The 14,385-nt window shown below is 68.7% G+C and carries 18 protein-coding genes; 7 read left to right on the top strand and 11 right to left on the bottom strand.

Translation table 11 applies throughout. The features are described 5' to 3' along the window. Window positions 1-264 precede the first annotated feature (264 nt). Window positions 265-831, top strand: coding sequence for a hypothetical protein (locus ACUZ2Y_RS07760; protein WP_476328364.1), 567 nt, complete (start codon window positions 265-267; stop codon window positions 829-831). 435 nt (window positions 832-1,266) lie between these two features. Here ACUZ2Y_RS07760 and ACUZ2Y_RS07765 read toward each other — a convergent pair whose 3' ends face one another. The 7 genes from ACUZ2Y_RS07765 to ACUZ2Y_RS07795 form a co-directional block, all read right to left on the bottom strand. Then, a complete protein-coding gene (locus ACUZ2Y_RS07765) occupies window positions 1,267-2,292 on the bottom strand; it encodes a ferrochelatase (RefSeq protein ID WP_476328366.1) in 1,026 nt (341 codons plus the stop codon). Continuing rightward, window positions 2,289-3,056 (bottom strand): enoyl-ACP reductase FabI, encoded by a 768-nt coding sequence (gene fabI, locus ACUZ2Y_RS07770; protein WP_476328368.1) that lies wholly within the window; start codon window positions 3,054-3,056, stop codon window positions 2,289-2,291. Before fabI ends, ACUZ2Y_RS07765 begins: the two co-directional genes overlap by 4 nt. A gap of 28 nt (window positions 3,057-3,084) precedes the next feature. Continuing rightward, window positions 3,085-3,789, bottom strand: a complete 705-nt coding sequence (fabG, locus tag ACUZ2Y_RS07775) for a 3-oxoacyl-[acyl-carrier-protein] reductase (protein WP_476328370.1) — start codon at window positions 3,787-3,789, stop codon at window positions 3,085-3,087. Between the two features lie 128 nt (window positions 3,790-3,917). Continuing rightward, window positions 3,918-4,466 (bottom strand): hypothetical protein, encoded by a 549-nt coding sequence (locus ACUZ2Y_RS07780; RefSeq protein ID WP_476328372.1) that lies wholly within the window; start codon window positions 4,464-4,466, stop codon window positions 3,918-3,920. A gap of 390 nt (window positions 4,467-4,856) precedes the next feature. After that, window positions 4,857-5,009 (bottom strand): hypothetical protein, encoded by a 153-nt coding sequence (locus ACUZ2Y_RS07785; RefSeq protein ID WP_476328374.1) that lies wholly within the window; start codon window positions 5,007-5,009, stop codon window positions 4,857-4,859. Between the two features lie 14 nt (window positions 5,010-5,023). Next, window positions 5,024-5,314: a GtrA family protein gene (locus ACUZ2Y_RS07790; RefSeq protein WP_476328376.1), complete on the bottom strand. Its 291-nt coding sequence runs from the start codon at window positions 5,312-5,314 to the stop codon at window positions 5,024-5,026. Between the two features lie 69 nt (window positions 5,315-5,383). Next, window positions 5,384-6,241 carry an alpha/beta hydrolase family protein gene (locus ACUZ2Y_RS07795; RefSeq protein WP_476328377.1) on the bottom strand — a complete coding sequence of 286 codons (858 nt, stop codon included), beginning with the start codon at window positions 6,239-6,241 and terminating at the stop codon, window positions 5,384-5,386. A 260-nt stretch (window positions 6,242-6,501) separates the two neighbouring features. Between ACUZ2Y_RS07795 and ACUZ2Y_RS07800 the strand changes: the two genes are divergently transcribed. Then, window positions 6,502-6,708, top strand: coding sequence for an AbrB/MazE/SpoVT family DNA-binding domain-containing protein (locus ACUZ2Y_RS07800; protein WP_476328379.1), 207 nt, complete (start codon window positions 6,502-6,504; stop codon window positions 6,706-6,708). A 313-nt stretch (window positions 6,709-7,021) separates the two neighbouring features. On the opposite strand, the gene ACUZ2Y_RS07805 is transcribed toward ACUZ2Y_RS07800, so the two are convergent. The 4 genes from ACUZ2Y_RS07805 to mobA form a co-directional block, all read right to left on the bottom strand. Continuing rightward, complete coding sequence (locus ACUZ2Y_RS07805; RefSeq protein WP_476328381.1) at window positions 7,022-8,005, bottom strand: VWA domain-containing protein; 984 nt, start codon at window positions 8,003-8,005, stop codon at window positions 7,022-7,024. Further along, window positions 8,002-8,883: a DUF58 domain-containing protein gene (locus ACUZ2Y_RS07810; protein ID WP_476331651.1), complete on the bottom strand. Its 882-nt coding sequence runs from the start codon at window positions 8,881-8,883 to the stop codon at window positions 8,002-8,004. Before ACUZ2Y_RS07810 ends, ACUZ2Y_RS07805 begins: the two co-directional genes overlap by 4 nt. Before the next feature lie 65 nt (window positions 8,884-8,948). Then, window positions 8,949-10,007, bottom strand: coding sequence for an AAA family ATPase (locus tag ACUZ2Y_RS07815; RefSeq protein WP_476328383.1), 1,059 nt, complete (start codon window positions 10,005-10,007; stop codon window positions 8,949-8,951). Window positions 10,008-10,081: 74 nt separating this feature from the next. Next, complete coding sequence (gene mobA / locus ACUZ2Y_RS07820; RefSeq protein ID WP_476328385.1) at window positions 10,082-10,636, bottom strand: molybdenum cofactor guanylyltransferase; 555 nt, start codon at window positions 10,634-10,636, stop codon at window positions 10,082-10,084. Window positions 10,637-10,682: 46 nt separating this feature from the next. Here mobA and ACUZ2Y_RS07825 point away from each other — a divergent pair, with 46 nt between their 5' ends. The 5 genes from ACUZ2Y_RS07825 to ACUZ2Y_RS07845 all read left to right on the top strand — a co-directional run bounded on the left by ACUZ2Y_RS07825 (window position 10,683) and on the right by ACUZ2Y_RS07845 (window position 14,351). Then, a complete protein-coding gene (locus ACUZ2Y_RS07825; protein WP_476331654.1) occupies window positions 10,683-11,039 on the top strand; it encodes a DUF4180 domain-containing protein in 357 nt (118 codons plus the stop codon). A 33-nt stretch (window positions 11,040-11,072) separates the two neighbouring features. Continuing rightward, window positions 11,073-11,690 (top strand): TetR/AcrR family transcriptional regulator, encoded by a 618-nt coding sequence (locus tag ACUZ2Y_RS07830; protein WP_476328387.1) that lies wholly within the window; start codon window positions 11,073-11,075, stop codon window positions 11,688-11,690. Next, the gene (locus ACUZ2Y_RS07835) at window positions 11,687-12,421 is read left to right on the top strand and encodes a maleylpyruvate isomerase family mycothiol-dependent enzyme (RefSeq protein WP_476328389.1); all 735 of its coding nucleotides are present in this window, start codon (window positions 11,687-11,689) and stop codon (window positions 12,419-12,421) included. The genes ACUZ2Y_RS07830 and ACUZ2Y_RS07835 overlap by 4 nt, the downstream gene beginning before the upstream one ends. A 144-nt stretch (window positions 12,422-12,565) precedes the next feature. Further along, window positions 12,566-13,312 carry an SAM-dependent methyltransferase gene (locus tag ACUZ2Y_RS07840; RefSeq protein ID WP_476328391.1) on the top strand — a complete coding sequence of 249 codons (747 nt, stop codon included), beginning with the start codon at window positions 12,566-12,568 and terminating at the stop codon, window positions 13,310-13,312. Between the two features lie 169 nt (window positions 13,313-13,481). Beyond that, a complete protein-coding gene (locus ACUZ2Y_RS07845; protein WP_476328393.1) occupies window positions 13,482-14,351 on the top strand; it encodes a S1 family peptidase in 870 nt (289 codons plus the stop codon). Window positions 14,352-14,385 lie beyond the last annotated feature (34 nt).

The raw sequence follows: 14,385 nt of genomic DNA on the forward strand, positions 1-14,385 counted from the left end.
CGTGGATCATGTGCCTACAGTCGGTCATGTGATGGCGTGTTCCGTCGGCTTGATCGCGGCGAAATCCATGATCGTCGACGGGAGATTCCCGTTCGAATTAACAGTTCTGCCACCCCATAGTGCCTCCGACCTCGCGAAATGCTGTCGTGGCAGGCAAAACGGGCTGTCCATAACGCGGTGCTATGGGATGTTGAGATGAGCGATCGTGGTTCGACTCGCCCAATATGAGCACATTGAACCAACCGCTGTTACCGGAGTCACACCATGACCGCACATCTCGTCGAACGGAAGCCGGGAACCCGTCCGCTCGCGCTCGATACCACCCACCTCCACGCGCTGCAGATGGTCGCGCGCGGCGAAGTGGGCGCGTACGGCACGACGTCGGCCCTGCGCCACCGGTGCGACGACTTGAGCGCCCTCATGATCAGCGCGCTGTTCACGTTGCGCCGCGACGGTTTCATCGGTTTCGCCAACGCGGTCGACCCGCGTGACGGCTGGGTCGTCGCCGAACTGACGTCCGCGGGCGAACGCCTCCTCGACATCTGGCTGCGCCGCGGCCGCCGCTCCCCCGCGGACGCCGCCCGCTCGCGCGACTGGTATGTCCTCCTGCGGTGCGCGCAGCGCGGCGAACTCGGCATGACCGAGCAGAACGAGATCACCGACCGCGGCGAACCCATCGGCGGGCGGCTCACCGCGCGGCTTCGGGAGCTGATCAACGCGGGTCACGTGGTGATCGGCTCGGCCCGCCTCCGAGACTGCCGACTGGTCACGCTCAGCGAGACCGGCCGGTTGCTCCACACCAAGCTCGACATATCCCAAGCGAACGGGTGATGATCATGAATCGCATCCCCGACCCGCGCGGCGATGTGTGCTGGGGAACCAGCGCGACGTATCGTGGACGGGCACATCTGGTTCCGGTAAGCCGCACGGTGGGCCTGTGCGGCATGCCGGTGGACGACCGCTTTCGCGATCGTCCAGGCGAACCACTGATGTGCCCGGAGTGCGCGATCGCGTACGTCGCGGCTGTTTTCCCCGCACAGGCTGCAGCGTCAGACCTTCGGCACAGGGTCCGACTGCGCGCCTAGCCGCCAGAGGGTGGCGGGACGGATCCCTGCACCGTCCCGCCACCCTATTTCTCCGCGAGTCCACCGCTCCCGACACTGAGTTCGCACTTCAGGACGACGAGTTCGCACTTCAGGACAACGAGTTCGCAGTGCGGGTCACTGAGTTCGCAGTTCGGGTCAACGAGTTCGCAGTTGGCGACGTTCAGGCGCCCGGGCGTTTCGCCGGCTCGCAGCAGCCGACGGCGCACGGCTCGCCGTTGCGGGTGCAGCCGGCCATGGTGAACTCCGACAGCTTGCGCACGGGCGCGTCGGCGAGGTGTTCACGGACCAGTTCCACGACCAGTTCCGCGAATCGCGGGTCCGTGCCCGGCGTGGCGGCGCGGGCGAAGTCCATGCCCAGGTCCTTGGCCTTGTCCGCCGCCTCGGTGTCGAGGTCCCACACAACTTCCAGGTGGTCGCTGACGAACCCGATAGGACAGACGACGACCGCCCGGACCCCGTTGCCGTGCAACGCTTCCAGGTGGTCCGCAATGTCCGGCTCCAGCCATGGGATCCGCGGCGGACCCGACCGCGACTGCCACACCACGTCGTACTCGGCGGCGCCCACTTCGGCGGCGACGAGCCGGGCCGCCTCCGCGACCTGACGGGAGTACCGGCGTCCGCCTTCCTCCGGCGGCCCGGCGGCGACGTCGGCCGAGTCGGGCACGGAGTGCGCGGTGAAGACCAGGCGGCTGCCCGGGATCGCCGCCTCGCGCACGGCGTCGGCGGCCGCGGCGATGAACAGCGGGTGGTCGAAGTAGTGGCGCAGCTTGAGAAACTCCGGCGCGTCCGGCACGGCGGCCCGAGCCCGGAGGATGTCCTCGTCGTATTGACGGCACGCCGAGTAGCCGCCGTACGCGCTGGTCGGGAACACCAGCGCGGAGCGGACACCGTCGGCCGTCATCTGGGCGACGGTGTCCTCGACCATCGGGTGCCAGTTGCGGTTGCCGAAGTAGATCGGCAGGTCGACACCCTGGCGTTCCAGCTCCTCGCGGACGGCGTCGATCGCCTCGCGGTTGAGCCGGTTGATCGGCGAGACGCCGCCGAAGTGCTGGTAGTGCGCCTCGACCTCGTCGAGCCGCTCCGGCGGCACCCCCCGGCCCCGGGTGACGTTCTCCAGGAAGGGACGGACGTCAGCCGGGGACTCGGGGCCGCCGAAGGACAGCCAGAGCAGCGCGTCGGCCATCACATGCCGAGGGCGTGGACGCCGCCGTCCACCCACACCATGGAGCCGGTGGTCGCGGGCAGCCAGTCCGACAGCAGCGCGCACACGGACTTGGCGACCGGGGTGGCGTCGTCGACGTCCCAGCCCAGCGGCGCGCGAGCGGCCCAGCCTGCCTCAAGCTCGGCGAAGCCGGGGATGGACTTGGCGGCCATCGTCCGAACCGGACCGGCGGCGACCAGGTTGACCCGGATGCCCTCCGGGCCCAGCTCACGGGCCATGTACCGGTTGACTGACTCGAACGCCGACTTGGCGACACCCATCCAGTTGTAGGCGGGCCACGCGACCCGCGCGTCGAAGTCCAGACCGACGACCGACGAACCGCGGCCCAGCAGCGGCAGCGCGGCCTGGGTCAGCGACTTGAGCGAGTACGCGGACACCTGCAGGGCGACACTCACGTCCTCCCAGGGCGCGTCCATGAAGGGCGCGCCGAGGCAGCTCTGCGGGGCGAACCCGATGGCGTGGACGATGCCGTCGAGCCCGTCGACGTGCTCGCGCACCCGGTCGGCCAGCGTCGCGAGCTGCTCGGGGTTCTGCACGTCCAGTTCGATCACCGGCGCGGGCTGCGGCAGCCGCCTGGCGATCCGCTCGACCAGGCTCATCCGGCCGAACCCGGTGAGCACCACGGTCGCGCCCTGCTCCTGGGCGGCCTTGGCCACGTGGAACGCGATGGACGAGTCGGTGATCACGCCGGTGATCAGCAGTCGCTTGCCTTCGAGCAGTCCGGTCATCGCTGGGTGTCCTCCTGGGAATGTGTGGTCAGTGGCCCATGCCGACGCCACCGTCGACCGGGAGCACGGCGCCGTTGATGTAACCCGCCTGGTCGGACGCGAGGAAGGTGACCGCGGCGGCGATCTCCTCGACCTGCCCGTAGCGACCGGCGGGGACGTTGCCGAGGATCTGCTTCTTGCGGTCCTCGGTGAGCCCGGCGGTCATGTCGGTCTCGATGAACCCGGGCGCCACGACATTGGCGGTGATGTTGCGGGAGCCCAGCTCACGGGCGATCGACCGCGCCATCCCGATGAGGCCGGCTTTGCTGGCCGCGTAGTTGACCTGCCCCGGCGCGCCGAGCATGCCGACGACGGAGGAGATGTAGACGACCCGCCCGAACCGCGCCTTGAGCATGTTCCGGGTGGCCCGCTTGGTCACCCTGAACGCGCCGGTGAGGTTGGCGTCGATGACCCGGGTGAACTGCTCCTCGTCCATGCGCATGAGGAGGGTGTCGTCGGTGATGCCCGCGTTGGCGATGAGGATCTCCACCGGCCCGTTGGCGGCCTCGACCTCAGCGAACGCCTTGTCGATGGCGTCGGCGTCGGTGACATCGCACTGGACGCCGAGCATCCCCTCAGGAGCCCCAGACCCCCGGTGCGTGATCGCCACCTTGTCGCCCTGCGCCAGAAACGCCTGCGCGATCGCGAGACCGATGCCTCGGTTCCCGCCGGTGACCAGTACCGACCGTCCCATTCCGCTCCCCATCCAGGCCCGCGAACACGTCCGGTGAGGAGGCTATCTGGCTACTGGAACGTAACCTCGGTCGGGCCGACGCGCCCTTCGTCACAGCCCCAGGTGCCGAGGCCGGGCGAGGCGTTCGACTATCGGGACAAATCACCACACCTTCGACCACCGTCGCCGAACTGAATCTCGATGAAGACATTTTGCTCGGGCTCTCGCGGGTTTCCCTTGCGAATGACCATCAATCGCGCACCGGACTCTCGTCCGCTTTCGAAACACAGACGGTCGAGAACAACGGAAGAACCGGACACAACCGGGCCGGAGTCCTCAGTCATCAGATTCCAACCAACAGTCGGCGATTCGCGCCGGAAAAATTCCATAAATTCTGCTTTCGCGGCGGTCGGATTAGTTCCGACGACCCCCACCGATCCCGTCCCGTCGTCAGCTTCGCACGGGTTTACCGCAAACCGCCTGGCATCGTTAAACCTTGGGACGGCCAACCTGAGAGCGCCGTCGTTTTCCATCGAGGCAAGACGCTGTTGGTTGGGCTCGCATGCGGGGCGAGCAGCCACCCCGGTATCGGCCAACATGGAGCAGCCGACACCCAACCCGGCGATCACAACGGTCAGAGCGCCCGCCAATATCCATTTCATACCCACCGCCTCGATCTCATTCGACTGGTCGACCATCGCCGCGCTTCTCGATCATGTCGTTGACCAATGCTTCCAGCCGTGAGACGGCTCGGGGTGTATTCCCCCTCCATCCGTAGTACGCCAACGACGTCAAGGTGTGCTCGCCATGGCCTTCGGCCAGCATGAGCGTGGGCGACTTGGATGGAAGCATCGACGGCCCGTCTCCGATGGTGAAGCCGACAATGTCCGACCAGAGCACTCGCTCCGTGGGCCCCACGACGGGCCACTCCTCAATGCCATGCGCGGTCGCGCGAACACCCATCCGAAGATCACCGCAACAGCCCACCCGCCGAAGGCAATGAACACGAGGGCGAGTGCGAGGACAAACCATCGCCACCAACTCTTGAATCCCAAAGACCTGTTCGGCCGTCACGTCGTCTCCGTAAGTCAGGCGTCCCGGAAGACTATCCAGCGCAGGGCGCAGTACATGTACACAGCTTCGCATGCGCCGGCGATCAGGCGGGCCAAGTGGTAAGCGACGCCTAGAGCCGCAAGGCCGTTGCCTACGCCAAGGATCCACAGCAGGTAGTTGACGATCACGACGACCACGTACGTCAGCGCCTGCGGGCCGACCGGGCATGGGAGCGGAAGTTCAGCGCTCGGTTGAGGGCGAAGCTCAAGGCGAACGCCGCCGCGTACGCCAAGGTGATGCTGAGCCAGAGCGGCTGCCCGAGTCCACTGTGGAGAACCGTCAGCAGGGCCAGGTCCACGAGGAACGTGAAGCCGTTGATGACACCGAAGCCGAGCAGGCTGGGCGGGACCACATCGGCTAGACCGAACGGCAGGCGGCGGGTCACCGACTCCATGGCGGCATGGAAACCACGAGCGGTCAGAGCGGGGGGCATGCGGCCAGGTTGGCAGGGCAAGGTGACCGGAAAGCGGGCGGCCGGGAAATTCCCGGCCGCCCACCGGGATCAAATGTACGGGCAGGTGTCGCGGTACTCCGAGATCGGGCCGCCCGCGACCGGTGGCGGGCACAGGAACTGGTCGTAGCGGGTGTCGATGTCCATGAACCGCTTCAGCCACGACACCGTCAGCTTTCCGACCGTCGGTGTGGGCGAATTGGTGATGAAATGGTCGGCATCGTTCATTTCCAGGTAGGCCTTCTCGCCGCCGAGGGACTGGTAGAACGGCTCCGAATGCGAACCGACGGAGGCGATGAAGTCGTTTTCCGCGCCGATCACCATCGTCGGGACGCGGACCGAGTTCCAGGATTTCGTGTTGCTCCACGCCAGCAGCGGAATCGACGCCTTCAGCGCGGGCCGCAGGGCCGTGGCGTGGAGGGCTCCGCCGCCGCCCATGGAGTGGCCCATGACCGCCAGCCGCGCGGGGTCGACGCGGTCGCGGACGGTGCTGGACTTGGTCACGTAGTCGAGGGCGGCCAAGAGCTGCGCGCCACGGGCGTCTGGCTGGTCGAACAGGCCCTTCGTCGAGATGGTGATCACCACGAACCCGTGCGACGCCAGTCGTGGCCCGAACCAGGCGATCGCGCCTTCGTTCTCGACGAAGCCGGGCGACACGGCCACGGCACCGAAGGTCCCTTGGCTGGTGTCGGTCGGGTAGGTGATCGTGCCGCCGCCGAACCCGTTGCCGCCGGGGACGGACACCTTGGCCACGGCGAACGGGCCTGCCGCGGCTTCGAGCGCCTGGACGGTCGGGGCCGGGCCGCGCTGGTACGGGTTGTCCGCGGCGGAGGCATCAAGGGGGACGAACAGGGCGGCCGTGACGACGGCGGACGCGGCCAATATGAGTCTTCTGGAAAGTCGGGGCACGACAACTCCTCGCAGGCGATAGATCATGATTCGCCGCAGCGTATTGACGTGCGAACTCATCGGAAACAGTTAGCCGAAAAGCGTGCAGGATAAGACAAAAACCCGAATCGGAAATGTGTCCGAGCGCCGAATCAGGGCGGGTGCCGGCCGATCAGCAGTGCGCTGTCGCGGCGATCAAGCCTCCGAGGGCGCCAAGCGGCGACAGTGTTCGTCGGCTACACCTGGCGGCACCCCGCAGATGAGCCTGCGCGCCTTGGTCGGTGCCAACCCTGATCCAACCCACGCGCCCGGTTCAGCGACTGGTCACCATCCCTGCCGAGCTCAGGAAGAAGTACCACCTACGGGAGGGCGACGAGGTCGAGGTCGTCGAAGACGGTGCCACGTTGCACATCGTCCGGATCGGGAACCGCCAGACGCATGGCCGCCGCCTTGCCCGCGGTATGCGGGGCAAGGCGACGACCCCATGAGTACCGACGAGCTGATGGACCTTCTTCGTGGCGGGTGATAAGCGCCTGCGAGTTGTCGCCCCCAACCCCTGCCCGGCGGTAACCCCTTGTCGATACGTGTGTCCTGCTCGACATCCTCACCGATGATCCGTCCTGGGCGGACTGGTCGGAGAACGCGGTCGCCGACGCCCGCGACGCGGGCGAACTCGCGATCAACCCGATCATCTACGCCGAGGTCTCCGCCGGTTTCGACACCATCTAGGACCTAGACGACGCTTCCCACCGCGGATTTCGGTCACGAGCCGACTGATCACACTCGGCAAGAAGTGACCTTCTATGGCAGTCGCTGGCCGATCAGCAGAGCGCTGCCCGCGGCGATCAATGCCGCGAGGGTGCCCAACACCAGCCACGGTTTGCTCGCGTCGGCTTCCTTGATCTCGTAGCCGATCTGCTCGCCGAGGGTGTCATAGACCTTGCGCAGCTGTTCGGCCGTCGCCGCTCGGTAGAAGTCGCCGCCGGAGAGGTCGGCGATCTCCTTCATGGCGGTGTCGTCGACCGCCACGGACTGCACGCGGCCCTCGATGTCGACGGTGCCTTCCTTGGTGCCGAAGGAGATCGTGGTGATCGGGATCTTCTTGTCGGCCGCCGCCTTGGCCGCGGTGTACGACCCGCGCGGGTCTTCCTCGTTCTCCGTCGGGATGGTCTGCTTGCCGTCCGACATCAGCACGATGCGCGCGGGCGGTGGGCCCTCGGGGCCGCCGACGACCTGGGAGAAGCCCTCAATCGCCTGCAGCGCCGCGAAAATCGCCTCACCTGTCGCGGTGGACTGGGCCAACTTCAGATTGTCGATCGCCTTGGCCACGCCGACCCGGTCGGTCGTCGGCGCCACCAGGACCGTCGCGGTGCCGGCGAAGGTGATCAGTCCCAGGTTGACCCCGGGCGTGAGCCCCTCGGCGAAGGACTTGGCCGCGACCTGGGCCGCCTTGAGCCGGGTCGGCGCCACATCCGTGGCCTCCATCGACAGCGACACGTCGATCACCAGCATCACGGTGGCCCGGTTGCGCGGCACCTTCTGCTGCGCGGTCGGTCCCGCCATGGCGGTGGTCAGCAGCACCAGGCCGATGATCAGCACGATCGCGGGCACGTGCTTGATCCAGCCCTGCTGGTTCGGCGCGACTCGTTCCAGCAGCTCCAGGTTCGCGAAGCGCAGCGTCCGCTTGCGCAGGATGCGCTGCACGTAGAGGTAGCCGAGGACGAGGGCGGCGACCGCGATCAGCAGGAGGAACCACCACGGGGTGGCGAAGTTGCGGAAACTCATGCGACGCCTCCGGACCAGCGGCGCTTGCGGGCCACGACGAAGCGGACAGTGTCGGCGATCCAGTCGGAATCCGTGCGCAGCACCAGGTGCCCGCCACCGGCCTGCCGGATCCCCTTGGCGACCGCCTCACGGTGCTCGGCGGCAGCGGCGCCGAACTCCTTGCGCAGCAACGGTGACGCGGTGATCTCACGCTGGCGCCCGGTCTCCGGGTCGGCCAGCACGACGGTGCCGACGTCGGGCAGTTCGATGTCGCGCGGGTCGACGACCTCGACGCCGATCAGCTCGTGGCGCAGCGACAGCGCGCGCAGCGGGCGCTGCCAGTCGGTCGGGCCGAGGAAGTCGGAGATGACCACGGCGAGCCCACGCCTGCGCGGTGGCCTGCGGAGCTGCTCGATGGCGTTGGCCAGGTCGCCGCGGACGCCTTCGCTCGCGCGCGGGGTCTCGGCGACCTTGCGGACGAGGCCGCGCGCGTGGGCGAGACCGCCGCGCGCGGGGATGCGGATCATCTTCTCGCCGGTGGAGATCAGCGCGCCGACCCGGTTTCCGCCGCCGCGGGTCAGGTGGGCGATCGCGGCGACCGCGGCGACGGCGAGGTCGCGCTTCTCGCACGCGGCCGTGCCGAAGTCGAGGCTCGCGGACAGGTCGACGACCAGCCACGTCTCCAGCTCACGGTCGGCGACCGTCTCCCGGATGTGCGGGATGGTCGTGCGCGCGGTGACCGCCCAGTCCATCCGGCGCACGTCGTCGCCCGGCTGGTAGGGCCGGGCCTCCCCCGGTTCGGACCCGGGTCCGGGCACGAGACCGAGGTGGTTGCCCTGCAGCAGCCCGTCGAGCCTGCGCCGGACGTCGATCTCCAGCAGCCGCAGGCCCGCTTCCATCCGGTCGCCCCGCAGCACCGGCGGCGCCCAGTTCGGCCGCTCGCCCTCGGCGGCCTTGTGCCTGCTCACGGCCTGCCGGCCACCCCGGCAGGCGCCGGGTGCCCGCTGGGCGCCTGCGGCCGCGCGGAGACCTGCGGCAGCGGGACGGTCTGCATGACCCGGGAGATCATGTGGTCGATCGGGACGCCGTCGGCGAGCGCGTCGTAGGACAGCACGAGCCGGTGGCGCAGCACGTCGGGCACGACGTCGACGACGTCCTGGGGCAGCACGTAGTCGCGGCCGCGGACCAGCGCCAGGGCGCGGGCGGCGGCGACGATGCCGAGGCTGGCGCGTGGCGACGCGCCGTAGGCGATCCAGCCCGCGACGTCGGCCAGGCCGTGGTCGGCGGGGGTGCGGGTGGCCAGCACGAGCCGGACGGTGTAGTCGACGAGCGCGTGGTGGACGAAGACCCTGGAGGCGACGTCCTGCAGGCGGCGCAGCTCTTCGGGGCTGAGGACCTGGTTGGCCTCCGGCGGCGTGACACCCATCCGGTAGACGATCTCGCGCTCTTCCTCGGCCGTCGGGTACTCGACGATGATCTTGAAGAGGAACCGGTCGCGCTGCGCCTCGGGCAGCGGGTAGACGCCCTCGTTCTCGATCGGGTTCTGCGTGGCGAGCACCAGGAACGGGTCGGGCATCGGGAAGGTCTGGCCGCCGATGGACACGTGCCGCTCGGCCATGATCTCGAGCATCGCCGACTGCACCTTGGCGGGCGCGCGGTTGATCTCGTCGGCGAGGACGAAGTTGGCCACGACCGGGCCGAGCTCGACGTCGAAGCGCTCGGTGGCCTGCCGGTAGATGCGGGTGCCGAGGATGTCGGCGGGCACCAGGTCCGGGGTGAACTGCACCCGGGAGAACGAACCGCCGACCACCCGCGCGAAGGTCTCCACGGCGAGCGTCTTGGCGACACCGGGCACACCCTCGATCAACAGGTGGCCCTTGGCGAGCAGGCCGACGAGCATCCGCTCGACCAACCGGTCCTGCCCGACGATCACCCGCTTGACCTCGAACACGGTGCGTTCGAGCAGTTGCGCGTCACGCGCGGGCGTGCTGCCCTCTTGCTCGACCTGCCCAGGCTCGGTCACCAGCTGTCCTCCTCAGCGCACAGTCATTCCAGCGGGTTACAGCCAACCGCATGAGCGGTGTGAGCGCTGTGAACTCAACTGGTGAAGCGGGAAAGGTCCTCGGGAGTGTCCACATCGGCGGCTTCGTCGGCGACGGCCGGAACCCGCAGCGGGTCGAGTCCACCCAGCACCTTGCGCAGCGCCAAACCCTCCGGCCGCTCGGGCAGAGCGGCCCGCAGCACCCCGAGCCGCCACGCGCTGAGCAGCCACTGGTCGCGCCCGTCGGCGTCGACAAGGAGGACGCCGGTGCGCCCCAGGGAGTCGATCAGCCGGGCGAGGGTGGCCGGGGTGAGTCGCGGAAGGTCAGCGGCGAGTAGCACGACGGGCAGGTCCGGGTCGTCGGGCAGCGGCGCGATGCCCGCGGCGATGGCGGCGACCGGCCCGGAGCCCGGCTCGTCCTCGACGGTCCACACGACCGGACGCGGAACCGGCCTGCGCTTGCCGACCACGACGATCGGGTCGGCGCCCGCGGCCGCGGCCACGGCGCGCGCGAGCAAGGTGACACCGTCGACCTCGATGGCGACCTTGTCCCGACCGTCCATCCGCGACGCGCGACCGCCCGCGAGGATGACCGCGGCCCAGGAATCCATTCGACCACCCTAACGGCCGCGACTACCGTCCGTGTCCGTGTTCACCATGCTGACCGTCAACGACGTCTCCCTGGCCGTGTGCGCGAGCGACGGCCCGGCGCTGGCCCGCGACAGCGACGCCACGGACCTCCTCGGGGAGCTCTGGGGCCAGGACGTGGACATGATCGTCATCCCCACGAGCCGGTTCGCCGACGACTTCTTCGTCCTGCGCACCCGGGTCGCGGGCGAGATCGTCCAGAAATTCGTCAACTACCGGATGCGCCTGGTCGTGCTGGGCGACATGGCCGGGCACATCGCCCGCAGCGAGGCCATGGCCTCCTTTGTCCGCGAGTCCAACCGCGGGACACACCTGTGGTTCATGCCGACTCTCGACGATCTCACCGAGCGCCTGAACCGTCCTTGACAATGCCCGCCATCGGGCGCACGCTGCCTAACTATGAGCGTTCTACCTAATCGTGATAGGCAGGCCGAACGGCGTGAGGCAACCCGGCGGGAGATCGTCGAAGCCGCGTGGGAGATCGCACGCGCCGGGGGTCTGTCGTCGGTGACCTTGCGCGAGGTCGCCGCACGAGTCGGGATGCGCTCGCCCTCGCTCTACACACACTTCGCGTCCAAGAACTCGATCTACGACGCCATGTTCGGCCAGGCCTGGTCGGACTTCCTGCAGATCACCCTGGAGCGGACGGCGAGCCTGCCGGAAGCCCCGCGGGTGGCGCTGCTGGCCATGTGCGAGGCCTTCTTCGACTTCTCCGTCGCCGACCTCGCCCGGTTCCAGCTGATGAACCAGCGGGCGATCCCGGACTTCCAGCCGAGCGCGGAGTCCTACGCGCCGTCGGTCGCGGTGATGGAGCGGCTGCGCGAGCAACTCCACCGCATCGGGGTCGACCAGCCAGAAGACGTGGATCTGTATGTGTCACTGGTCGGCGGCCTGGTTGACACCCAGCTGGCCAACGATCCCGGGGGCGACCGGTGGCGACGGCTGCTCCCCCGCGCGATGGACATGTTCGCCGACCACATGGGCCTGCCCGGCCCACCACTGAGGAGCACTCGATGACCACGATGACCAAGACCGCGCCCCGCAGACCGACCCTGGACCGCCCGACGGCCGCACGGCTCGCCGAGACCGAGTACCAGCGTTTCGTCGATGTACTGCGGTCCCTCACACCCGACGACTGGGCGACACCCACCGAGTGCGCCGGATGGGACGTCCGCGCGATGGCCGGACACGCCTTGGGGATGGCTGAGATAGCCGCATCCCCGCTGGAGAGCGTGCGCCAGCCGCGCGCGGCCCGCAAGCGCGGCGGTGTGTTCATCGACGCGCTGACGGCCCTGCAAGTCGAGGAGCACGTGCACCTGAGCCCGGCCGAGGTCGTCACGCGTTTCGCCGCTGTCGCACCGAAAGCGGCGCGCGCCCGACGCCGCGTTCCCAGCCTGCTCCGCCGCAAGTCCATGGAAGGCAACGAGCATGGCGAGAAGTGGACGCTGGGGTACCTGATGGACGTGATCCTCACCCGCGACCCGTGGATGCACCGGATGGACATCCACCGCGCGGTCGGCGGCACACCGGTCCTCACCGCCGAGCACGACGGCGTGCTCGTGGCCGACGTCGTCGACGAGTGGGCGGGCCGCCACGGGCAGCCGTTCACCCTCGTGCTCTCCGGCCCGGCGGGCGGCGAGTGGACGCACGGCGGACCGGAACTGCGGCTCGATGCGGTCGAGTTCTGCCGGTTCCTGTCCGGTCGGGCGCCCGGGGACGGTCTTCTCGCGGTGGAAGTCCCGTTCTGAGGCGGAAAACGCTTGGACGGCGCCCGCGGCCGTGTTCTAGCGTGGGCAGGTCAATCCTCGCGACGCGATGAGGTGTTTTGGTGACTGTTCGGACGGTTCGACGCTCCCCTGTCACGCACACCTCACCCGTAAGGACCGACCGAAGTGGATCTTCCACGTAGTTTCACCATCCGCGAGAGCAGCCACCGGGTCCTCAACCCGATCACCGCCGAGAAGCTCGCCACGATGGGCCGGGCGCTGCGCCTGCCCGCGGGGACGACCGTTCTCGACCTGTGCTGCGGCAAGGGCGAACTGCTCTGCACCTGGGCGCACGACCACGGCGTCAGCGGTGTCGGTGTCGACATCAGCACCGTGTTCCTCGACGCCGCCCGCGAGCGCGCCGCCGAACTGGGAGTGGCCGATCGGGTCGCCTTCCGGCATGACGACGCGGCGGGATTCGTGTCCGACGCACCGGTCGATCTGGTGGCCTGCGTCGGCGCGACCTGGATCGGCGATGGCGTGACCGGCACTGTCGAGTTGCTCGCCCGCAGCCTGCGGCCGGGCGGCCTGATGCTGGTCGGCGAGCCGTACTGGCGGCTCACGCCACCGGACCAGGCGACCGTCGAAGCGTGTTACGCCACCCGGCCCGACGAGTGGCGGCTGCTACCGGACCTGGTGGGGCACTTCAACGAACTGGGGTGGGACGTCGTCGAAATGGTCCTCGCCGATGGCGACAGCTGGGACCGCTATGTCGCCGCCCAGTGGCTCAACATCCGCCGCTGGCTCGATGCCAACCCCTATGACGAGTTGGCGGCCGAGATGCGCGCGGAACTGAGCGAGTCGCAAATCCGCTACACCCGCTACCTGCGCGAATACCTCGGCTGGGGCCTGTTCGCCTTGATGAAACGGTAGTGCGCGGGGCTCGGCGGGCGAGTGCCGCCGAGCCCCTACCCGCGTGAAGATCACTCCAACGCTCGCTTGTGACGACCTGGACTGTCTCGTTAGGTAGGGAATACCTCTCTAAAACCGCCCGGGGGCGTGCCTGAACCGCGCTCCCGGTCCCCTGCTGAAGGGCGGAACAATGAGAACCACCATTCGACACACCTTGGTCGTCACCGCGGCGGCCCTCGCGGTCGCGGGCGTCGTCCCCGGCACGGCCGCGGCCACCGACCTGGCCGCGTCGCGCAGTGTGCAGCAGCTCGAAGAACTCAAGACCCGGCTCGACAACGGCACGCCCGGCACGGCATGGGCGGTGGACCCGGCGACCAACCAGGTCGTGATCACCGCCGACGGTTCCGTGCGTCAAGCGGACTTCGGGCGATTAGTGGCCATGGCGGCCGGCTCCGGCGGCGCGGCCAGGGTCGAGCGGACGGCGGGCACGTTCGCCCCGCTCACCACCGGCGGCGACGCCATCTACGGCGGCGGGTACCGCTGCTCGCTCGGGTTCAACGTCCGCAGCGGCAGCACGTACTACTTCCTCACCGCCGGGCACTGCACGGACTCGGCGTCGGAGTGGTTCGCGAACTCGAGCCACACGACCAAACTTGGTGACCGCACCGGATCCAGCTTCCCGGGCAACGACTACGGCATCGTGAAGTACACCAACTCCTCCGTCACGGTCTCCGGTTCCGTTGGCGGACAGGACATCACGTCGGCGGCCAACGCCTACATCGGCGAGTCGGTCAGCCGCCGCGGCAGCACCACCGGCACCCGCAGCGGCACGGTGACCGGCCTCGACGTCACCGTCCACTACTCCGGCGGAGGCACCGTCCGGGGCATGATCCAGACCAACGTGTGCGCCGAACCGGGCGACAGCGGCGGCCCGCTGTACGACGGCTCGATCGCCCTCGGCCTGACCTCGGGCGGCAGCGGCAACTGCCGCACCGGCGGGACCACGTTCTACCAGCCGGTCACCGAAGCCCTGAGCAAGTACGGCGTCTCGGTGTTCTAGCCGGTAGCGGCCCCTGGTGTCCATACTGGACACC

This window comes from Actinokineospora sp. UV203, from assembly GCF_056323665.1.